A 20,693-nucleotide genomic window follows, 5' to 3' on the forward strand; every position below is an offset into this window, starting at 1 on the left:
CGTCTGCTTCCTGGCGAAGAAGGTGGATTCTACGCAGCGGGCGCGGCCCCCCGGGCCGGCCATTCCATGAACGTGGGCTCGATGCCCCGGCCGCGCAGCCAGTCGGCCAGCGCCGGCCCCGTGCCCGACGGCCAGCACCGCACGGCCTCGGGCGCGACCAGCCGGTAGTCCGCCAGTTCGGGCGACAGCCGCACCGTGCCATGGGCCAGCGCGTGGTAGGCGATGATGACCTGGTTCATGCGCTGGAAGTCGTACACCCCGATCAGCGACAGCGCGCCCACCCCCAGGCCGGTCTCTTCCCGGATCTCGCGCACGATGCCGTCCCGGGGCGTCTCGCCGGCCTCCATGAAGCCGGCGATGAGGGCGTAGGCGTCCTGGTGCTCCCATGCGGCGTTGCGGGCCAGGAGCACGCGCCCCTCCAGCTCCACCACGGCGGCAAGCACCGGCGTGGGGTTGTTCCAGTGCGTCCACCCGCAGGCCGGGCAGCGCAGCCGCTGGCGCTCGCCCCCGTCCTCCCACGCCACGGCCCATGCCAGAGGAGTGGCGCACTGCAGGCAGAAGCGGGGTTCTGGAATCATCGGTTTGCTATATCTTTAATAGCAACAAAAGACCAGGGTACAGCGACATGGAGCCTATCTGACCTTCAACCCTGCGTCCGGGCGGCATTCAGGCCGGGAAAACGCCCGTGGAGAGGTAGCGGTCCCCGCGGTCGCACACCACGAACACGACGGTCGCCTCGCGCTCGCGGCGGGCAATCTCCTGCGCGGCCCAGCAGGCCCCGGCGGCGGAGATGCCTGCGAAGATGCCCTCCTCGCGCGCGAGGCGGCGGCACATGTCCTCGGCGTCGTCCTGCCCCACGTTGATGGTTTCGTCCACAGCGCTCGGATCGTAGATCTTGGGCAGGTATTCCTGCGGCCACTTGCGGATGCCGGGAATGCGCGAGCCTTCCTTGGGCTGCGCGCCGATGATCCGGATGCCGGGGTTCTTCTCCTTCAGGAAGTGCGACACGCCGGTGATCGTGCCCGTGGTGCCCATGGCGCTCACGAAATGGGTGATGCGCCCGCCGGTCTGCTCCCAGATCTCGGGGCCGGTGGTCTCGTAGTGGATGCGGGGGTTGTCGGGGTTGGCGAACTGGTCGAGCACCACGCCCTTGCCCTGCTTGACCATCGTGTCGGCCAGGTCGCGCGCGTATTCCATGCCGCCGCTCTTGGGGGTCAGGATCAGTTCGGCGCCGAAGGCCTTCATGGTCTGGGCCCGCTCCACCGAGAGGTCTTCCGGCATCACCAGCACCATGCGGTAGCCCTTGATGGCGGCGGCCATGGCGAGCGCAATGCCGGTGTTGCCCGAGGTGGCCTCGATCAGGGTGTCGCCCGGGCGGATGTCGCCGCGCTCCTCCGCACGGCGGATCATGGACAGCGCGGGCCGGTCCTTCACGGAGCCGGCGGGGTTGTTGCCCTCCAGCTTGCCCAGCACGACATTGCCGCGCGCGGTGTTTTCCTCGGCGCCGATGCGCTGCAATGCCACCAGGGGCGTGCGGCCGATCGCGTCTTCGATGGTTGGGTAGGTCGTCGTAGGCATAGCGCGCTACTGTGCCATAATCCGCCGCTTACTTCATTGCGTCGCCCGGGTGGTGAAATTGGTAGACGCAGGGGACTCAAAATCCCCCGCCGCAAGGCGTGCCGGTTCGATTCCGGCCCCGGGCACCACGGCACCATGGCCCGCCCATGGTCACGACGCCAAAGGTCTTGCCCCCCGCTCCTGCCGACCCGCGCAGGCTTTCGGAACAAGGCTTTCCTCTACATCAGTGACCGCGCCACCCTCGTGCGCCCGCCATGCCCGATGGGGCTGACGCCCCATGCCACGCGCCGGCTCAGCGCGGCCATTGCCGGCCAGGCTTGTGCGCCAGGGTGATGTCCACGTGCTTCTGCACTTCCGGGCGGCCGGTTTCGGGGTTCGTGCCCACCACGTCTTCGAGGGCGATCCTGCTCACCTCGCCTTGCGTCTCCGCCTCCAACTGCTCCAGCACTTTGTCCACCCGCTTTTCGGCGGCATCCACCTGCTTTTGCGTGGCGGGGGCGGGATGTCTGGACAGCATGGTTGCGGCTCCTCGTCGGGGGTGCGATCAGCAACGGCTACGCACCGGCGCAGACGTGCAATAGGGAGGCTGGTCCGCCGGCTCCGGAGGCGGCGCGGGCACGTCGGGCTCCGCGGGCGGATCGCTTTTGTCGGCGGGAATGCGGTGGAGCCGGAGCATGGGACGGAGTGAATGGCCAAGGCCGCGGACGGTGGCTGGCCGCCGCGCTCAGAAGCCGCTCATCATCGAAGCGGCCAGGTAAGCGATTCCCAGGCTGGAAAACAGCACGAATCCAGCAACGACAGTCAAGGTCTCTCTCATGTTCATCCTTCGACGAGAACGGACTACCGGAAGCAGGCCATGGCAGGTCTTTTGCTGCCATCGGCGCCCAAACGGCACGGTATGGAATTCATTTGTCGGGAAACGCAGGGGACAGGGCTTCGGGCCGGCGGCAAGCGCCGCGCCATCGTGGCGGCCTTGCCGGGAATCCGGTGCACGCGGCCCGGGATGCATGCGGCCGGCTCCATGTCGTCTTCACACGGAGGCCGGTGCGCTGCCCCTCGGCATCTGCGGCTCCTCGAGCGCTCCCGCCGAGGAGGGGATCAATTCCCGTCTCACGAAAGCACAAACGCCAGTATAGAAAATAACAAAATTCCGCGGTGTAGGACGAAGGCGAAACCGCTGTCGGACGGCGCGAAGCCCGGAAGTGGCGCCGGGAGAGATCCGCCCCGGCGGCGGTCCGGGGGGCGGGCGGGCGGCGTCAGGAGTCCTGGCGGCGGATCAGCGCACGGCCGCTGTCGGTGATGGCGAGATCGCCCGCGGCATTCTTGGCGATGTAGCCCCGCTCGTAGAGCCGCCCGGAAAGGTGGTGGCGCAGGGCCTGCGGCACGCTGATGGCGCGGCCGATCTCGATCTGCTTGAGCGCTTCGAGTTCGTCCACGGTCGGGTCGAAATGGGGGGCGCGGTAGGTGCCGTTGGTATGGCTGTTCATGGTGCGATGCTCCTTTTTCTTGCGGTGGCGGAAGGCCCCCGCCGTGCCGGCGCCACGGGCCGGATCATGGAACGGCGGGTGCGGATCAGCCTAGCCGGGGCGGCGCGCGGGCGCAATCGGCGGCGGTGCCGCCCTGCTCAAGTCGCGGCCATGTCCTGCAACCAGGCGGCGAAGGCCGCCACCACGGGCGGCTGCGGCTGCGCGGGCGTGACGAGGTAATAGCCCCGCCCGCCGCGCGGCGGCTGGTCGCAGGCCGGCACCAGTTCGCCGCGCGCGCGCTCGGCCTCGGTCAGCATCAGGGGCACCAGCGCCACGCCCAGGCCGTGCGCGGCGGCCACGGCCGACATCGAGAACAGCTCGTAGCGCGGCCCGTCCAGGGCGTGCTGCGGGGCATGGACGCCCATGGCTTCGAACCACTGCCGCCAGGCGTGGGGACGGGTCGTCTGCTGCAGCAGCGGCAGGGTGGCCAGGGCCTCGGGCGGCAGCGGCCGGCCGTGCGGCAGCAGCGCGGGGCTGCACACGGGCGCGACGTCTTCCTGCATGAGCCGCAGGGCCTGGGTGCCCGGCCAGTTGGCCACCTGCTCGGGCGTGCCGGCATAGAGCGCGGCATCGAAGCCCGTGTCGGCGAAGAGGAACGGCCGCACGCGGGTTTCGATGTGGACCACGACGTCGGGGTGGCGCTCGGCCAGGCGGGGCAGACGCGGGATCAGCCAGCGCGTGGCGAACGTGGGCACAGCCGCCAGGGTGATGGCGCCGCCCTGCCCCTGGTGCGCCATGACGTCCAGCGTGTCGCGCTCCAGCCCCTCCAGCCAGCGGCCGACCTGGCGGGCGTAGTGCACGCCGGCGGGCGTGAGCGCGACGCCGTGGCGCGTGCGGCGAAAGAGCGCCACGCCGAGGAAATCCTCCAGCGCCAGGATCTGGCGCGAAACGGCGCTCTGCGTGAGGAACAGCTCCTGCGCGGCGCGCGTGTAGCTCTCGTGGCGGGCGGCGGCCTCGAAGCACGCCAGGGCTTGGGTGGAAGGCAGGGTGCGTCGCATGGCCTGATGGTACCCATGTATTCCACAAACTCATTTCTGGATGAGACATTCTCACTTGCCTACAGAGAACACCGCGCAATAGCATGCCTCCACTGCCGCATGACATGCACATACGGCAAATCATCCGCCACGCAAAGATTCCAGGAGACCACCATGGCCCGCGCCGCCGCCTTCCAGTGGGACGACCCCTTCCTTCTCGACCAGCAACTGAGCGACGACGAGCGCATGGTGCGCGACGCGGCCGCGGCGTATTGCCAGGACCGGCTCGCCCCGCGCGTGCTGGAGCAGTTCCGCCACGAGAAGACCGATGCGACCATCTTCCGCGAGATGGGCGCACTGGGCCTGCTGGGGCCCACCATCCCCGAGCAATACGGCGGCCCGGGCCTGAACTACGTGGCCTATGGCCTGATCGCCCGCGAGATCGAGCGCGTGGATTCGGGCTACCGCTCCATGGCCAGCGTGCAAAGCTCGCTGGTGATGGTGCCGATCCATGAATTCGGCACCGAGGCGCAGAAGCAGAAATACCTGCCCCGACTCGCCAGCGGCGAGTGGATCGGCTGCTTCGGCCTCACTGAGCCCGACCACGGCTCCGACCCCGGCAGCATGGCCGCGCGCGCGCACAAGGTGGCGGGCGGCTACCGGCTCTCGGGCGCCAAGATGTGGATCACCAACAGCCCCATCGCCGACGTGTTCGTGGTCTGGGCCAAGGAGGTGAGCGAGGGCGGCGCGGTGGGCCCGATCCGCGGCTTCGTGCTCGAAAAAGGCATGCCGGGCCTCACGGCCCCGGCCATCCACGGCAAGGTGGGCCTGCGCGCCTCGATCACCGGCGAGATCGTGATGGACGGCGTGTTCGTGCCCGAGGAGAACGCCTTCCCCGAGGTGCAGGGCCTCAAGGGCCCGTTCACCTGCCTCAACAGCGCGCGCTACGGCATCGCCTGGGGCGCTTTGGGCGCGGCCGAGTCGTGCTGGCACACGGCCCGCCAGTACACGCTGGACCGCCAGCAGTTCGGCCGCCCCCTGGCCGCCAACCAGCTCGTCCAGAAGAAGCTGGCCGACATGCAGACCGAGATCGCCATCGGCCTGCAGGCCTGCCTGCGCCTGGGCCGCATGAAGGACGAGGGCACGGCCGCCGTGGAGGCCACCTCCATCATCAAGCGCAACAGCTGCGGCAAGGCGCTGGACATCGCCCGACTGGCGCGCGACATGCTGGGCGGCAACGGCATCAGCGACGAATTCGGCGTGGCCCGCCATCTGGTCAACCTCGAAGTGGTGAACACCTACGAGGGCACGCACGACGTGCACGCGCTGATCCTCGGCCGCGCCCAGACGGGCATCGCCGCCTTCGCCAACTGAAAGGGCCCCCACGAACCCGCCGCCGGGGCACGCGGCTGCGCAAGGGGCCTCCGGGGGCCCGCAACGGCCCCCATGGATGCATTTGGATGCCTTTCAGGCTCCATGTCGGCGTTGCCGCTATGCGAACAGCTATTTATTTGATAGCAAAATACGGCCCATGAACGATTCCTTTCCTCCATCCGCGGCAGCGGCGGGCGCCCTCGCGGGCATCCGGGTGCTCGACCTCTCGCGCGTGCTCGCCGGCCCCTGGTGCACGCAGGTGCTGGCCGACCTGGGCGCGGACGTGACCAAGGTGGAGCGCCCCGGCACCGGCGACGACACCCGCCACTGGGGACCGCCCTTCCTGCGCGACGCCGAGGGCCGCGACACCGACCAGGCGGCCTACTTCACCGCCTGCAACCGCAACAAGCGCTCCGTCACCATCGACATCGCCCACCCCGAGGGCCAGGCCCTGGTCAGCGCGATGGCCGCGCAGGCCGACGTGGTGGTGGAGAACTTCAAGGTGGGCGGCCTGCGGCAGTACGGGCTCGACCACGAGAGCCTGCGGGCCGCGAACCCGGGGCTCATCTACTGCTCGGTGACGGGCTTCGGGCAGGACGGCCCCTACGCCGCCCGCGCGGGCTACGACCTCATGGTGCAGGCGATGACCGGGCTCATGGACATCACCGGCCGCGCCGACGGCGAGCCCGGCGGCGGGCCGCTGCGCGTGGGCGTGGCGGTGATCGACCTCTTCACGGGCCTGTACGCCAGCAACGCCATCCTCGCCGCGCTGCACGCGCGCCAGCGCACGGGCGAGGGCCAGCACATCGACATGGCGCTGCTGGACGTCGGCATGGCGGTGCTGGCCAACCAGGCGGCGGGGTTCCTCGCCACCGGCGAATCGCCCCGGCGCCAGGGCAACAGCCACCCGAGCCTCGTGCCCTACCAGGACTTCCCCACGGCCGACGGCGCCATGCTGCTCGCGATCGGCAACGACGGGCAGTTCGCGCGCTTCTGCGCGGCGGCCGGCCGGCCGGAGTGGGCCCAGGACGCGCGCTTTGCCACCAACACGCTGCGCGTGCGGCACCGCGCGGAGCTGATCCCCCTCATGGAGGAAGTGACCCGCGCCCGCTCGACCGCGCAGTGGATCGCGCTGCTGGAAGACAAGGCCGTGCCCTGCGGCCCCATCCACACCGTGGCCCAGGCGTTCGATGACCCGCAGGTGCGCGCGCGCGGCCTGGCGGTGGAGCTGCCGCGCTGGCCGCAGGGCCAGCCGGCGCCCGACGGCATCGCCACCATCGCCGGCGTGGCCAGCCCGCTGCGGCTCTCGGCCACGCCGCCGGTGCTGCGGCGCGCGCCGCCGGCGCTGGGACAGCACACGGACGAGGTGCTGGCCGAGCTGGGCCTGGACGCGGCGGCCGTGCAGCGCCTGCGCGCGGCGGGCGTGGTGTAGACACGCGGCCCGCCGGGCGGGGGGGCTTCTCCGACGGCCGGGGGCGCGGGGTCAACCAAAATGGGGGGCGGAGCGTCACACACCCGTCACATGCCTCCGCCCACCCTGGCGGGCGGCCCCTTCCAACCCGGCCCGCGGCCCCGCCCGCGCCGGCCACGCCAGCGAGACCCGCGATGCCCCCACTCCTCCTGAAACTGCTGTCCACCGCCACCCTGGCGGCACTGGTGGCGGGCTGCGCCGTGGTGCCGGGCGATCCGTACTACGGCGGCGCGACCGGCTATCCCTCCGAGCCGGTCTATTCCGGCCCGGCCTACCCGCCGGCGGGCTCGGTCACGGTCTACGAGCAGCCCCCCGTCTACGGGGTGCCCCGGCCCGCCTATCCGGTCGTGGTTCCACCACCCCCGGCCTACGGCTGGCAGGGTGGATACCCCTACGACCCGGGGCGCGACGCATGGCGGGAACGCCGCGAGCGCGAGGAACGCGAGCGCGCCTGGCGCGAGCGGCGCGACCGCGAGGCCTGGGAGGCCGGCCGCCGCCAGGAACGCGACCGCGAACGCGCCGACCGCGACCGGGAACGCGAATCCCGGGATCGCGAGCGGGAGCGCGAACGCCAGCGCGCCGACCAGGACCGCCAGCGCCGGGACCAAGAGATGCAGCGCCGCGATCAGGAAATGCAGCGGCGGGAACAGGAGCGCCAGCGCCGGGAGCAGGAGGCGCAGAACCGCGCCAACCCACGCCAGGAAGCGCCCAACCGCCCCTTCGGCCCGCCGATGTGGCGGCAGGAGCAGAATCCGAACCGGCCCTGAGGCTTTCCAGAGGACACCGGCCATGCACACACCCCACCCCACCCTCCCCCGCCCGGCATGGCGCGTCCTGCCGATCGCCGGCCTCGCCGCGGCGCTGTGGCTGGCCGGCGGCTCGGCCCAGGCCCAGGTCATGCGCTGCACCGACCCGGCCACGGGCCGGATCACCTACACCGATGGCAACTGCGACCGCGGCACCGCCGCGCGCGAAGTGGAGCCGCGCAAGACGCCCGAGGAGATCCAGCAGGAGCGCGAGCAGGCCCGCGAGGCGCTCGAACTCAAACGCCAGCGCCTGCAGACCGAGGCCCTGGCGGACCAGCAGCAGGCCCGGCGCGAGGCACAGGAATCGCGCGCGCGGGCCGGGCGCGAGGTCTCCACCGACCCGGCCCGCTCGCCCGAGTGCGCCCGCTCCCGCCGCCAGCTCGACCGCGTGGCCGCCGAGCCCGGCCAGGGCACCTACGAGGCGCAGGCGCGCCTGTCGGCCGCGCAGCGCCAGATGGAGCTGGACTGCCTGGGCTCGTCGGGCTATGCCGACGTGGAGCGCGCGCGCGGCGGGGGCTCTTCCTACGGCACGCAGGACCTCTACACGCCCCCGGTGGTCGTCGTGCCGCAACGGCCCGTGGTCGTGCAGCCCGCCGTGCCCGTCACCAAGCCGCCCGGAACGCAGTGCAACGTGTTCCGCTGCTACGACCGCAACGGCAACATCTACCCGCGCTGAATGCCGGCGGCACCCGCCCCTTCCGGGGCCGCCCGCAGGCCCTCGGCCACCGTGGGGTAGCGCAGCCGCACACGCAGCTCCCGCGCGAGGCGGGTGGCATCGAGCCGGCGCGACTCGCTCATGAAACTCAGCAGCATCGGCGACAGCTCGGCCTGCGCCTCCCGGCGCGTGATGCGCCGCGGCCGGGGCAGGCCGTAGAGGTCGGCCGCGGCGTCGAAGTAGTCGCCCATCTTCAGTTCGCTCGCATCGCTCACGTGGTAGGTGCGCTGCGGCCGCCCGCGCCAGAGCGCGGCCACGCAGGCGCGGGCGAGGTCATCCGCGTGGATGTGGTTGGTGTGCACATCCTCCTGCGCCACCAGCGCGGGCGTGCCCCGGCGCAGCCGCGCCTCGGGCGTGCCGCCCTCGCGGTCGGGCGCGTAGATGCCGGGGATGCGCAGCACGCTCGCGCGCACGCCGGCCCGGCCCAGGTGGCGCACCGTGTGCTCGGCGTGCACGCGCCGCCAGGCGCGGGGCGTGGCGGGCGCGACGGGCCGGCTCTCACGGACCCGCGCGCCGCCGCAGTCGCCGTACACCCCGCTCGTGGAGCCATAGACCAGCACGCCGGGCAGCGTGCGACCGCGCAGCGCGCGCGCCAGCGCCAGGGTGCGCGGGTCGGTGCGCGCACCGGCGTCCTCGCGCTCGCCCGGGGGCGGCGCGAGGTGCAGCACCCGCGTGGCCAGGCCCGCGAGCCGGCGCAGCGTGCGCGCGTCGTCCAGGTTGCCCGCGAGCGGCACCGTGCCGGCCCCGCGCAGCGCGGCCGCGCGCTCCGGGCTGGAGGTGAGCGCCAGCACGCGCGGGCGCGGCGCGCCCTGCCGGGCCCCGAGGGCCCGCACGGCGCGCAGGCCGACGTCGCCGCAGCCCGCGATGAGGATGCGCTCGCGGCGAAAGCGCGCCGGCAGCGCGCCGAGGGGGGTGAGGTTTGAGGGCAAAATCCGGGTCCGCCATCGATAAGAACACGATCCGAGGATACCCACTCCATGACCACCGCAGAGACGGCCCCCAGCGTTCGCCAGATCACAGTGCAACCCAGCGGCCGGGCCTACGCCGCCCAGGCCGGCGAAACCCTGCTGGCCGCCGCGATCCGCAGCGGCGTGGGCCTGCCCTACGGCTGCAAGGACGGTGCCTGCGGATCGTGCAAGTGCAAGAAGCTCAGCGGCTCCGTCGTGCACGGAGAGCACCAGGCCAAGGCCCTGAGCCCCGAGGAGGCCGATGCGGGCTTCGTGCTCACCTGCTGCGCCCAGCCGCTCACCGACGTGGTGCTGGAATCGCGGCAGGTGACCGATGAAAGCGCCTACCCCGTCAAGAAGATGCCCGTGCGCGTCTCCACCCTTTCGCAGGCATCGCACGACGTGATGGTGGTGCGCCTGCAACTGCCCGCCGCCGACACCTTCCGCTACCACGCCGGTCAGTACATCGAGTTCATCCTGCGGGACGGGGCGCGGCGCGCCTACTCCATGGCCAACGCGCCGCACACGCAGGAGGGCGCCCCGGGCATCGAGCTGCACATCCGCCACATGCCGGGCGGCCGCTTCACCGACCACGTGTTCGGCGCCATGAAGGAAAAGGAAATCCTGCGCGTGGAAGGCCCCTTCGGCAGCTTCTTCCTGCGCGAGGAGAGCAGCAAGCCCATCGTCCTGCTGGCCTCCGGCACGGGCTTCGCGCCGGTGAAGGCCCTCATCGAGCAGTTGCGGTTCAAGGGCATCGAGCGGCCGACCACGCTCTATTGGGGCGGTCGCCGCCCCGGCGACCTGTACATGGACGCCTGGGTGCGCGAGCGCATGGCGGAGATGCCGCACCTGGCCTACGTCCCCGTCGTCTCCCACGCCCTGCCGGAAGACGGCTGGACGGGCCGCACCGGCTTCGTCCACCAGGCGGTGATGGACGACCACGCCGACCTCTCGGGCCACCAGGTCTATGCCTGCGGTGCCCCCATCGTGGTGGAATCGGCCCGCGCGGCCTACAGCGCCCAGCGGGGCCTGCCGCCCGAGGAGTTCTACGCCGACGCGTTCACCTCCGAGGCCGACAAGCACGGGGCCGCCGTGGCGTCCTGACCCGGGACACGAACCGGGGCCGCGCCGCTGTCCGCGCGCCGTGCTTTTTTGCACAATGGCGGCCATGACCCAACGCAGACCCCTCCTCCTCTCGGCCGCCGCCCTCGCCGCGGCGCTGGCCGCCCCCCTGGCACAGGCGCAGGACACCCCCATCCGCCTCATCGTGCCCTACGCGCCGGGCGGGCCGCTGGACGTCACGTCGCGCGCGCTGGCCGAGCGCGTGCGCGATACGCTGGGCACGGTCATCATCGACAACAAGGCCGGCGCGGGCGGAAACATCGGTGCCGACGCCATCGCCAAGGCCGCGCCCGACGGCCTCACCATCGGCCTCGCGGCCACCGCCACGCACGCGGTCAACCCCTGGCTCTACGGCCGCATGCCCTACGACGCGGCCAAGGATTTCGCGGGCATCACGCAGATGGTGCGCGTGCCCAACGTGCTGGTCATCAATGCCGCCAAGGCCGAGCAGCTCAAGATCCACACGGTGGCCGATCTGGTGGCCTACGCCAAGGCCAACCCGGCCAAGCTGAACTACGGCAGCGGCGGCAACGGCAGCGCGGGCCACCTGGCCGGCGAGATGTTCAAGCAGCGCGCGGGCATCTTCGCGCTGCACATTCCCTACCGCGGCGCCAGCCCCGCACAACTGGCGCTGCTGGCGGGCGAGGTGGACTTCAACATCGACAACCTCGCGGCCGCCGCGCCCAATATCCGCGCGGGCAAAGTGAAGGCCCTGGCCGTGACCTCGCTGCAGGCCTCGCCGATGCTGCCGGGCGTGCCGCCGCTGTCGAACACGTTCAAGGGCTTCGCGATCGACACGTGGTGGGGCCTCGTGGCGCCCGCCGGCACGCCCAAGGCCGTGATCGCCAGGCTCAACAAGGCCTTCGTCGCCGCGCTCAACGCGCCGGAGACCAAGACCCGCTTCGCCACGCTCATGGCCGAGCCCGTGGCCACCACGCCCGAGCAGTTCGACGCCTTCATGGCCGCCGAGCGCGCCAAGTACCAGCAGCTGGTGAAGGCCTCCGGCGCCAAGGTGGACTGACCCCGGGGGCCAGCGCCACCACCTTCCAGGGGCCGCCTACTGCGGGCCGGTGCCCCGGGCCCAGTCCGGCCCCGCGACGGCGTCCACGCGCTGGCCGGCCACGCGGTCGAGGTGCGCGGCCTGCACATGTTGCGGCGCCACCTCCGCCAGGGGGCGCAGCACGAAGGCGCGTTCCCCGATGCGCGGATGGGGCACTTCCAGGCCGGGTGCCTGGATGCGGCCCTGGCCGTAGAGCAGCAGATCCAGGTCCAGTGTGCGCGGCGCGTTGCGGTAGGGGCGCTCCCGCCCCGCCGCCCGCTCGATGGCCTGCAGCGCCGCCAGCAGTGCCGGCGCGCTCAGGCCCGTGGAGAGCCGCGCGACGGCATTGAGGAAGTCCGGCCCCTGCGCATCCACCGGGGCACTGGCGTAGAGGGAGGAAACCGCCTCCACCCGCGTGCACGGCAGCGCGGCCAGGGCCACCACGGCGGCGCGCAGGGCGGCGCGGGCATCGCCCAGGTTGGCGCCCAGGCCGATGCAGGCAGGCACCGGCTCCCGGCCCTCGGCCCCCCGGGCCGGACCGGCGGATGCCGCGCCGCTCACGCGTCCTGCGCCGGCTGCGCGGACGGGCCCTCGCCCCCACCGCCCGAGGGCTTGCGGCGACGGCGGCGGCGCTTCTTGGGCGCGCCGGCATCGGCGGCGCCTTCATCGGCTGCATCGGCCGCATCGACGGCGGCCTGCGGCGCCTCCGCGCCCTCCTGCGGCACGGCGGCTTTGGGCACGCGGCGCACCACGGGCTGGCTCTTGCGCTGGCGCGCCTTCTGCTCCTCGCGCGCCTGATCGAGCATGTCCTCGCGGCGCGCCTCGTCGGCGAGTTGGAACTCCTGCCACCAATCGGCCAGGGCCTCGTCCACCTCGCCCACGTCGGCGCGCAGGCGCAGGAAATCGAAGCCCGCGCGGAAGCGCAGGTGCGTGACCATGCTGAACGGCGTGGTGCCTACGCGTTTCTCGAAACGCGGCTGCATTACCCAGATCTCGCGCATGTCGGCGGCCAGCTTGCCGCGGCCCGACACATCGCCGATGCGCTGGTCGAACACGTCGTCGATCGCACCCTGCAGGGCCGGGAACGGGTGCTCGCGCTGGGCGAGGCGGCGGTCCCACTGCGTCTTCACGTCCTGCCAGAGCACGCAGGCGAGCAGGAAGCTCGGCGCCACCGGCTTGCCCTCGCCCACGCGGCGGTCGGTGTCGGCCAGCGCGGCGCTCACGAAGGCCGTGTCGGCCCGCTCCACCACCACGTCGAGCAGCGGATAGATGCCGCTGGCCAGGCCCAGCTTCTTGAGCTGCGCGATGGTGGCGATGGCGTGGCCGGTCTGCAGCAGCTTCAGCATCTCGTCGAACATGCGGCTCTGCGGCACGTCGGCCAGCAGCGCCTGCGACTGCACCAGCGGCGCGGCCGTCTTGGGCTCGATCGCGAAGCCGACCGCCGCCAGCTTCGCCGAGAAGCGCACGGCGCGGATGATGCGCACCGGGTCCTCGCGGTAGCGCGTGGCCGGGTCGCCGATCATGCGGATGGTCTTTTTCTTCGCGTCCTGGATGCCCTTGTGGTAATCCACCACGACCTGCGTCCCGGGGTCGTAGTACATCGCGTTGATGGTGAAGTCGCGGCGCGTGGCGTCCTCGTCCTGCGGGCCCCAGACGTTGTCGCGCAGCACCCGGCCGCTCGCGTCCACGGCGTGCTGCATGCCGGCCAGCGCGTGCTTGCTGGTCTTCTCGTTGCCGCTCACGGCCTCGGCGGCGCTGTTGTCGAGGTAGGCGCGGAAGGTGGAGACCTCGACCACCTCGTGCTCGCGCCCCCGGCCGTGCACCACGTGCACGATGCGGAAGCGCTTGCCGATGATGAAGGCGCGGCGGAACAGGCCCTTGACCTGCTCGGGCGTGGCATTGGTGGCCACGTCGAAATCCTTGGGCTTCAGGCCCAGCAGCAGGTCGCGCACGGCGCCGCCGACGATGTAGGCCTCGTAGCCGGCCTGTTGCAGCGTGCGCACGACGTCGGCCGCGCGGCGGTCCACGAGTTCGGGGTCGATGCCGTGCACCGAGGCGGGCACTTCCTCGCGCTTGCCGAAGCGATGCTTTCCACGGCCCGCGCCGGACTCGGACTTGCCCAGCAGTTTGTCGATGAACTTCTTGATCATGGTGATGGCGAGGAAAACAGGTCCAGGATGCGCCAGCCGCGCTGCTGCGCGAGCGCGCGCAGGCGGGGGTCGGGGTTGGTGGCGACGGGATGGTCGACTTTTTCGAGCAGGGGCACGTCGTTCATCGAGTCGCTGTAGAAGGTGCTCTCCACACCGCTCCAGGCCCAGCCGCGCTCGGCGAGCCATTGTTCCACGCGCAGCACCTTGCCCTCGCGCATGGAGGGTACGCCGCGGATGCCGCCCGTGATCCAGCCCTGCGCGTCGCGCTCCAGCTCCACGGCCAGCAGGTGCTCCACGCCCAGCGCCCGGGCGATCGGGCGGGTCACGAACTCATTGGTGGCGGTGACGATGGCGACCTCGTCGCCCGCCCCGCGGTGGCGGCACAGCAGTTCGAGCGCCTCGGGCCGGATGGCGGGCCCGATGACGTCGCGCATGAACTGCGCGTGCGCGGCGGCCGCGGCATCGGGGCCGCTGCGGCGCACGGCGTCCACGGCGAAACGCACGTAGTCGTGCACGTCGAGCGTTCCGGCCACGTAGTGGTCGTAGAACTCCTTGTTGCGGCGGCCGAACTCGGCGCGGTCGGTCCAGCCGATGCGGATGGTGAACTCGCCCCACTCGTAGTCGGAGTCGAGCGGCAGCAGCGTGTGGTCCAGGTCGAAGAACGCGATCCGGGGGCGGGAGGCCGGGGTGTCGGAGGTCATGCAGGGCAATCAGGAGCGGGAGGTGGGCGGAGGTTCTTTCTGCGGGCGGGCGGCGTCCGGGGAGGGGCCCGCCACCGCTATTCGGACTCCAGCATGGTCTTGAGCAGGGGGATGGTGATGGCGCGCTGCGTGCGCAGCGCGAAGCTGTCGAGCTGGTCGAGCAACTGCATGAGGCTGCCCAGGTCGCGCGAGAAGCGGCCCAGCATGTAGTTCATGACGTCGTCGCCCAGGAAGATGCCGCGCGCGTCGGCCTCCTGGCGCAGCACGGCGCGGCGCTCGGCCTCGTCCAGCAGGTGGAGCTGGAACACGTGGCCCCAGCCCAGGCGCGTGCGCAGGTCGTCGCGCAGCGGCAGGTCGGCCGGGGGCAGGTCGCCGGCCGCGAGCACCCAGCGCGGGGCCCCCACGGCGGGGCTGATGGCGTTGATGAACCAGTTGAACGCGGCGGCCTGCTGCGCGGTGGAGTAGAGGTGCACCTCGTCGAGCAGCACGGCCGACCAGCGCTCGTCGAAGGCCGTGGGCAGCATCACCGAGGCATCGAGCCAGCCCACCATGCCGCCCTGCTCGCGCAGGGCCTCGCGCACGGCTTCCAGCAGGTGCGTCTTGCCGCTGCCCGATTCGCCCCAAAGGTAGGTGGGCACCGGCGAGCGCACCGGCGGCGCGCCGGAGGCCACGTCTGAATCGCCCACTGCGATGCGCAGGTGCTGCAGGGCCTGCACGTTGGGGCCGGGGAAGAAGCGCGCGAGCGTGGGGCCGGTGGCCAGCCCGATGTCGAGCGCCAGCTGCTTCATGCGCACACCCTCTGGCACGCCGGCGGGCGCGCGGCGCATGGAGCGGCATGCGGCACGGCGTGGCGGAGCGGCGGGAGGAGCGGCATGGAGGGGAGCGGGGGAGCTGCTGAAAGAAAAAGGAACCGCGGGGCGACCGATGCACCCCACGCGCCGCCCCGGGGCGGGCCCGGAGCGCCACCCGGGAAATCCCCCGGGCAATCGCCGATTTTAGTCTGCCCGGCCGGCCCCCGGTGCAACCGGGGGTGCCACGGCGCGGCGGCGCGCGAGGGGCATTGGCGGGCGGCGCGGGCGTGGCCTTTAGAATCCGCGCGTTCCGGCCCGCCACGCGGGCCCCGCACCACACCATCCCCAGCCCATGAGTTCCTCCGCCTCCTCCACCCCCATTTCCTACAAAGACGCCGGTGTCGACATCGACGCGGGCGACGCGCTGGTCGAGCGCATCAAGCCGCTCGCCAAAAAGACGATGCGCGAAGGCGTGCTGGCCGGCATCGGCGGGTTCGGCGCCCTCTTCGAGGTGCCCAAGCGCTACCGGGAGCCGGTGCTCGTGTCGGGCACGGACGGGGTGGGCACCAAGCTCAAGCTGGCATTCGAGTGGAACATGCACGACACCGTGGGCATCGACCTCGTGGCCATGAGCGTGAACGACGTGCTCGTGCAGGGTGCCGAGCCGCTCTTCTTCCTGGACTACTTCGCCTGCGGCAAGCTCGATGTGGACACCGCCGCGGCCGTGGTCGGCGGCATCGCCCGGGGCTGCGAGCTGTCGGGCTGCGCGCTGATCGGCGGCGAGACGGCCGAGATGCCCGGCATGTACCCGGCCGGCGAATACGACCTGGCGGGCTTCGCCGTCGGCGCCGTGGAGAAGTCCAAGATCCTCACCGGCAAGGAAGTGGCCACGGGCGACGTGGTGCTGGGCCTGGCCTCGGCCGGCGTGCACTCCAACGGCTTCAGTCTGGTGCGCAAGTGCATCGAGCGCGCGGGCGCCTCCGCGCCGGCCACGCTGGACGGTCAGCCGTTCAAGGAAGCCGTCATGGCCCCCACGCGCCTCTACGTGAAGAGCGTGCTGGCCGCGCTGGCGCAGCACCCGGCCGATGCCGGCGGCATCAAGGCCCTGGCCCACATCACGGGCGGCGGCCTGCTGGAGAACATTCCGCGCGTGCTGCCCGAGGGCCTCGCCGCGCACCTGACGGCCGGCAGCTGGCCGCAGAGCGAACTCTTCGCGTGGCTGCAGAAGACGGCCGGCATCGACGACATCGAGATGAACCGCACCTTCAACAACGGCATCGGCATGGTGGTGGTGGTCTCTGCCGCCCAGGCCGAGGCCGTGGCCGCCACGCTGCGCGCCCAGGGCGAGACCGTGTACGCCATCGGCGCCATCGCCGAGCGCGCCCAGGGTGCCGCCGTCGTGGTGGGCTGACGCCTGCCGCAGTCCAGGCCGTCCATGGAGTCGCCGCCCTCCGCCCCGAAGCCCTTTCCCGCGCTGACCCGGGGGGTGCGCACCTCCAGCTACGTACTCATGGGCTGCGCCCTGCTGCTCGTGATGTGGCAGGGCCTGCTGCCCGGGTTGCTCTGCGCCTGCCTGGGCTTCCTGCTCACGCGCTGGCTCGCGCCGCGCCTGGCCTCGGCCCTGCCGCGCCGCTGGCGTGCCGGGGGGCGGGCCGACCGCCTGGGTCAGGTGGCGGCCGCCACGCTCGTGGGGCTGGCCCCCATCGCGCTGCTGGCGCTCGCAGCCACGCATTCGCGCACCTACATCGTGGAAGCCCCCCAGCAGTACCGCGAGCTGCTCGACTTCCTCGCGCGCACGGTGCTGGAGCTGCGGCTGAAGCTGCCGCCCGACATCGCGTCGCACCTGCCCGAGGGCGCCGCCGAGATCCAGCGCACCATCGCCGGCTACCTGGGCGCCAAGGCCGGCGCGCTGGCACTGGCCGGGCGCGTCTGGCTCGCGGGCCTGCTGCACGCCTACGTGGGGCTGCTGATCGGCGCGCTCGCCGCCGTGCGGCCCCTGGGCGGGCCGCGCGGGCCCCTGGCGGTGGCGCTGGCCGACCGCATCACCTACCTGGGCGAGGCCTTCCGGCAGATCGTGGCGGCGCAGTTCTGGATCGCCGCCTTCAACACCCTGCTCACCGCCCTCTTCCTGCTGGCCGTGCTGCCGCTCTGGGACCTGCGGCTGCCCTATGCGCCGGCCCTCATCACGCTCACCTTCCTGGCCGGGCTGGTGCCCATCGTGGGCAACCTGCTGTGCAACGTGGTCATCACCATCGTGGGGCTGTCGGTGTCGCCCACGGCGGCCGTCGCCTGCCTGGCGTTCCTGATCCTGATCCACAAGGCCGAGTACGTCATCAACGCCAAGGTGGTGGGCCAGCGCACGCACATGGGGGTGTGGGAGCTGCTGTCGGTGATGTTCGTGGCCGAGGCGGTCTTCGGGCCGGCGGGGCTCGTGGCCGCCCCGCTCTTCTACGCCTACCTGAAGAAGGAGCTGGAAGCCGTGCGGCTCGTGTGAGTCCGGCCCGCGGGCCGGAATTGTCCGAATCTGATCGATCAAGGTCCGCTCGTGCGCGGACGGCCCGCCCCGGCGCAGGCACCATCAAGGCAGTCCATCCCCCTTGCGGAGACCGCCATGAAAACCTGTCTGTTAGTGATCGATGCGCAGGAGTCCTTCCGCCATCGCCCGTACTTCACCGAGCACGACCTGCCGGATTACCTCGCCGCGCAGAACGCGCTGATCGAGGGCTGCGGGGCCCGCGGCATCCCCGTGGTGCGCGTGCTGCACAGCGACGGGCCCGCCGAGCCCGCCAACGCGTTCTCCCTGGAGTCGGGCCAGGTGCGGCCGCTCGCCGGCCTGATTCCCTTCAACCCGGCGGCGCAGTTCCTGAAGAGCCGCCACAGCGCGCTCGTGGGCACGGGCCTGGACGTGTGGCTCACGCGCCATGGCATCACGCGCCTGATCGTGAGCGGCATCCGCACCGAGCAGTGCTGCGAGACCACCACGCGCCACGCCAGCGACCTCGGCTGGGCCGTGGACTACGTGGCCGATGCCACGCTGACCTGGGACATGCTCCAGCCCGATGGCCGCGTGCTCGCCGCCGCCGACATCAAGGCCCGCACGGTCACGGTGCTCGCGGCCGTTTCGCGACGCCCTGCACGGTGGGCGAGGCGCTCACGCGCGCCGACGCGGCCCGGGGCACCGCCGCCACGGCGGTGAACCCATGAGCGGGCGGGCCGCCCCGCGGCGGGTCGCGATCCTCGCCTTCGACGACGTGGAGGCGCTGGACCTGGCCGGCCCCTATGAGGTGTTCACCACGGCCACGCGCATGCACGCGCGGCGGGAGCCCTCGGCGCCGGCCCCCTTCACCGTGTACTGCGTGGGCCGCACGGGTGCCGGCCTCTGGGCACGCGCGGGCCTGCGCATCGTGCCCGAGGCATGCTTCGCCGATGCCGCGCCGCCCGACGTGCTGATCGTCCCCGGCGGCGTGGTGGATGCCGCCATGGCCTGCCCCGAGACGCTGGCATGGGTGGCGCGGGCCGCCGCCGGCGCCCGGGTGACGGCCTCGGTCTGCACCGGCGCGTTCATCCTGGCGGCGGCCGGCGTGCTGGCCGGCGGCCCCGCCACCACCCACTGGGAGGACGTGGACGACCTGCGTGCGCGGTTCCCGGGCCTGGACGTGCGCACGGGCGTGCGCTGGGTGGACAACGCCCCCGGCGCCGACGGCCCGGGCGGTGCGCTGTTCACCTCCGCCGGCATCAGCGCGGGCATCGACCTGTCGCTGCATCTGGTAGAACGCCTGACCGACCGCGCGCTCGCCGAGCGCACGGCACGGCAGATGGACACGCCATGGAATCCCGATCCGCACACCGCCCCGCAGACCCTGCCGCCGCACCCGGCACAGGCGCCGGCACGGATGCCGGCACGCTAGCGCCCAGCATGCCGCCAGGCCCCATCCACGTCGTCTTCGCCCTCCTGCCCCACAGCCTGGTGCTCGACTGGGCCGGCCCGGCGGAGGCGCTGCGCATCGCCAACCGGTGCCTGCGCGCGCAGGGGCTGGCCGAACGCTTCGTGCTGCGCTTCGTGAGCCCCACGCCGGAGTCCGTCACCTCCGTGGGCGCCATGCTCAGCGGCCTGGAGCCGCTGCCCGCCGCCTGGCCCGAGGCCGCCTGGGTGGTGCTGATCGGCCTGCCCGGCGACAGCATCGATGCCGAAAGCGAGGAGGCCCGCCACCTGCTGCACTGGCTGCGCGGCCTGCGGCCCGCGCGCGGCCGGCTGGAACTCGTCACCGTGTGCGCGGGCTCGGTGCTGGCCGCGCATGCCGGGCTGCTCGCGGGCCGGCGCGCCACCACGCACCACCAGCACCTGGACGAGCTGCGGCGCACCGATCCGCGCTGCGACGTGGTGGCCAACCGCGTCTTCGTGGCCGACGCGCCCGTCTACAGCAGCGCCGGCGTGACCACCGGCATCGATCTCATGCTGCACCGCATCGCGGACGTGTGCGGCCCGGCCATCGCGGCGCAGGTGGCGCAGACCCTGGTGGTGGCGCTGCGGCGCGGCCCGCAGGACCCGGAGTTCTCACCTTTCCTCGCGCACCGCAACCACATGCACCCCACCCTGCACCGGGTGCAGGACGCCGTCGCGCAGGACCCCGCGGGCACCTGGAGCGTGCCGGCGATGGCCCAGGTGGCCCATGCCTCGCCGCGCCACCTCACCCGGCTCTTCCTGGAGCATGCGGGCATCGCGCCCCTGGCCTGGCTGCGCGGCATCCGCCTCGCCACGGCCGAGGCCGCGCTGTGCTCGGGCCACACGGTCACCCAGGCCGCGGGGCTGGCGGGGTTCAGTTCCGATACGCAACTGCGGCGCGCCTGGCACCGCTTCGGGCGCGGCGGCACGCCGTCCGCGCCTGGGCATGGCTGAGCGCCGGAGGGCACAGGCCACCTCAGCTCCATCTCGGAACCATCGAGGCGTGCAAGGCACGACGCTGCAGGCCTCTGCACCGCACCGCTTGGCTGCACTTTCCGGGAATCTTCCAGCCCCCTTGACCCGCCACACACATTGCTAGCACAACTTCGCATAATCCACAATACATCCAAACAGGCTTTCCACAGAGCGGTGAACGAGGCATATGCAGCCTCCTCCCTATGCAGATCAGTCGATAGGGAACCTCTCAAAACCCAGCCCCTCTGTCTTTGACCGAGAACGCCTGAGTCCGCCATAGCCATGATCACTCCCCGCAGCGCGCTGAAGTTCGACCTGTTCGCGGAGGCCTCGCGCCAGCACAAGAGGGATGAGGTGGGCGATCCGTTGCAGGTGATCGCGCGGCACATCGATTTCGCGGAGCTGACCCGGCTGGTGGATGCGCTCATCGAGCGCGGCGATGGCCGCAAGGGCGGGCGGCCCAGCTACCCCACCGAGGTCATGGTGCGCATCCTGGTGTTGAAGCGGCTGTACAACCTGTCCGATGAGCAGATGGAGTACCAGTTGCTGGATCGGGCGAGCTACCAGCGGTTTTGCCT

The 20,693-nt window shown here is 71.9% G+C and carries 21 protein-coding genes, 1 tRNA gene and 1 pseudogene; 13 read left to right on the top strand and 10 right to left on the bottom strand.

Translation table 11 applies throughout. The annotated features are described in order from the left end of the window. Positions 1 to 29: 29 nt before the first annotated feature. Positions 30 to 578, bottom strand: coding sequence for an NUDIX hydrolase (locus tag AX018_RS14610; protein WP_111878372.1), 549 nt, complete (start codon positions 576 to 578; stop codon positions 30 to 32). An 88-nt stretch (positions 579 to 666) separates the two neighbouring features. Further along, positions 667 to 1,578, bottom strand: a complete 912-nt coding sequence (cysM, locus tag AX018_RS14615) for a cysteine synthase CysM (RefSeq protein WP_111878375.1) — start codon at positions 1,576 to 1,578, stop codon at positions 667 to 669. Between the two features lie 43 nt (positions 1,579 to 1,621). On the opposite strand from cysM, the gene AX018_RS14620 reads away from it, so the two are divergent. Beyond that, positions 1,622 to 1,706, top strand: a tRNA-Leu gene (locus AX018_RS14620). Between the two features lie 164 nt (positions 1,707 to 1,870). Here the strand turns inward: AX018_RS14620 and AX018_RS14625 are convergent. From AX018_RS14625 to AX018_RS14635, 3 genes are all read right to left on the bottom strand, one after another. Further along, on the bottom strand, positions 1,871 to 2,095 hold the full coding sequence (locus tag AX018_RS14625; protein WP_111878377.1) for a hypothetical protein: 225 nt from the start codon (positions 2,093 to 2,095) through the stop codon (positions 1,871 to 1,873). Between the two features lie 739 nt (positions 2,096 to 2,834). Next, entirely contained in the window at positions 2,835 to 3,065 is a 231-nt protein-coding gene (locus AX018_RS14630) for a hypothetical protein (RefSeq protein WP_111878380.1), read from the bottom strand. 137 nt (positions 3,066 to 3,202) lie between these two features. Beyond that, positions 3,203 to 4,102, bottom strand: a complete 900-nt coding sequence (locus AX018_RS14635) for a LysR substrate-binding domain-containing protein (protein WP_111878383.1) — start codon at positions 4,100 to 4,102, stop codon at positions 3,203 to 3,205. Between the two features lie 153 nt (positions 4,103 to 4,255). Between AX018_RS14635 and AX018_RS14640 the strand changes: the two genes are divergently transcribed. The 4 genes from AX018_RS14640 to AX018_RS14655 all read left to right on the top strand — a co-directional run bounded on the left by AX018_RS14640 (position 4,256) and on the right by AX018_RS14655 (position 8,408). Beyond that, positions 4,256 to 5,455, top strand: coding sequence for an acyl-CoA dehydrogenase (locus AX018_RS14640; protein WP_111878386.1), 1,200 nt, complete (start codon positions 4,256 to 4,258; stop codon positions 5,453 to 5,455). A gap of 157 nt (positions 5,456 to 5,612) precedes the next feature. Next, a complete protein-coding gene (locus AX018_RS14645; RefSeq protein WP_111878388.1) occupies positions 5,613 to 6,887 on the top strand; it encodes a CaiB/BaiF CoA transferase family protein in 1,275 nt (424 codons plus the stop codon). Positions 6,888 to 7,060: 173 nt separating this feature from the next. Continuing rightward, entirely contained in the window at positions 7,061 to 7,693 is a 633-nt protein-coding gene (locus AX018_RS14650) for a hypothetical protein (protein WP_111878391.1), read from the top strand. A 22-nt stretch (positions 7,694 to 7,715) separates the two neighbouring features. Further along, complete coding sequence (locus AX018_RS14655) at positions 7,716 to 8,408, top strand: DUF4124 domain-containing protein (RefSeq protein ID WP_111878393.1); 693 nt, start codon at positions 7,716 to 7,718, stop codon at positions 8,406 to 8,408. Here the strand turns inward: AX018_RS14655 and AX018_RS14660 are convergent. Further along, the gene (locus AX018_RS14660; protein ID WP_111878396.1) at positions 8,396 to 9,376 is read right to left on the bottom strand and encodes an NAD-dependent epimerase/dehydratase family protein; all 981 of its coding nucleotides are present in this window, start codon (positions 9,374 to 9,376) and stop codon (positions 8,396 to 8,398) included. The two genes, AX018_RS14655 and AX018_RS14660, sit on opposite strands and share 13 nt — an antisense overlap. A 48-nt stretch (positions 9,377 to 9,424) precedes the next feature. On the opposite strand from AX018_RS14660, the gene AX018_RS14665 reads away from it, so the two are divergent. Together AX018_RS14665 and AX018_RS14670 are read left to right on the top strand one after the other, a co-directional pair. Beyond that, positions 9,425 to 10,498, top strand: coding sequence for a CDP-6-deoxy-delta-3,4-glucoseen reductase (locus AX018_RS14665; protein ID WP_111878398.1), 1,074 nt, complete (start codon positions 9,425 to 9,427; stop codon positions 10,496 to 10,498). Positions 10,499 to 10,553: 55 nt separating this feature from the next. Next, positions 10,554 to 11,537, top strand: a complete 984-nt coding sequence (locus AX018_RS14670; RefSeq protein ID WP_111878401.1) for a tripartite tricarboxylate transporter substrate binding protein — start codon at positions 10,554 to 10,556, stop codon at positions 11,535 to 11,537. 36 nt (positions 11,538 to 11,573) lie between these two features. On the opposite strand, the gene folK is transcribed toward AX018_RS14670, so the two are convergent. The 4 genes from folK to hda form a co-directional block, all read right to left on the bottom strand. Beyond that, positions 11,574 to 12,116: a 2-amino-4-hydroxy-6-hydroxymethyldihydropteridine diphosphokinase gene (gene folK, locus AX018_RS14675; protein WP_211322444.1), complete on the bottom strand. Its 543-nt coding sequence runs from the start codon at positions 12,114 to 12,116 to the stop codon at positions 11,574 to 11,576. Further along, on the bottom strand, positions 12,113 to 13,705 hold the full coding sequence (gene pcnB / locus AX018_RS14680; protein WP_111878405.1) for a polynucleotide adenylyltransferase PcnB: 1,593 nt from the start codon (positions 13,703 to 13,705) through the stop codon (positions 12,113 to 12,115). The genes folK and pcnB overlap by 4 nt, the downstream gene beginning before the upstream one ends. Further along, positions 13,702 to 14,406: an HAD family hydrolase gene (locus tag AX018_RS14685; RefSeq protein ID WP_111878408.1), complete on the bottom strand. Its 705-nt coding sequence runs from the start codon at positions 14,404 to 14,406 to the stop codon at positions 13,702 to 13,704. Before AX018_RS14685 ends, pcnB begins: the two co-directional genes overlap by 4 nt. Positions 14,407 to 14,483: 77 nt before the next feature. Next, the gene (gene hda / locus AX018_RS14690) at positions 14,484 to 15,194 is read right to left on the bottom strand and encodes a DnaA regulatory inactivator Hda (RefSeq protein ID WP_111878433.1); all 711 of its coding nucleotides are present in this window, start codon (positions 15,192 to 15,194) and stop codon (positions 14,484 to 14,486) included. Positions 15,195 to 15,549: 355 nt separating this feature from the next. Between hda and purM the strand changes: the two genes are divergently transcribed. The 6 genes and pseudogenes from purM to AX018_RS25455 all read left to right on the top strand — a co-directional run. Beyond that, on the top strand, positions 15,550 to 16,608 hold the full coding sequence (gene purM, locus AX018_RS14695) for a phosphoribosylformylglycinamidine cyclo-ligase (RefSeq protein ID WP_111878410.1): 1,059 nt from the start codon (positions 15,550 to 15,552) through the stop codon (positions 16,606 to 16,608). A gap of 24 nt (positions 16,609 to 16,632) precedes the next feature. Continuing rightward, positions 16,633 to 17,691, top strand: a complete 1,059-nt coding sequence (locus tag AX018_RS14700; protein WP_111878413.1) for an AI-2E family transporter — start codon at positions 16,633 to 16,635, stop codon at positions 17,689 to 17,691. A gap of 117 nt (positions 17,692 to 17,808) precedes the next feature. Beyond that, positions 17,809 to 18,401, top strand: a pseudogene (locus AX018_RS14705) (isochorismatase family protein). Further along, the gene (locus AX018_RS14710; protein WP_111878416.1) at positions 18,398 to 19,105 is read left to right on the top strand and encodes a DJ-1/PfpI family protein; all 708 of its coding nucleotides are present in this window, start codon (positions 18,398 to 18,400) and stop codon (positions 19,103 to 19,105) included. The pseudogene AX018_RS14705 and the gene AX018_RS14710 overlap by 4 nt, the downstream one beginning before the upstream one ends. Before the next feature lie 8 nt (positions 19,106 to 19,113). Then, positions 19,114 to 20,094 (top strand): GlxA family transcriptional regulator, encoded by a 981-nt coding sequence (locus AX018_RS14715; RefSeq protein ID WP_111878418.1) that lies wholly within the window; start codon positions 19,114 to 19,116, stop codon positions 20,092 to 20,094. Between the two features lie 306 nt (positions 20,095 to 20,400). Continuing rightward, positions 20,401 to 20,693 (top strand): transposase (locus tag AX018_RS25455; RefSeq protein ID WP_245951560.1); only part of this gene is annotated, 293 nt, incomplete at its 3' end.

Source organism: Paracidovorax anthurii (genome assembly GCF_003269065.1).
GTDB classification, from domain to species: domain Bacteria; phylum Pseudomonadota; class Gammaproteobacteria; order Burkholderiales; family Burkholderiaceae_C; genus Paracidovorax; species Paracidovorax anthurii.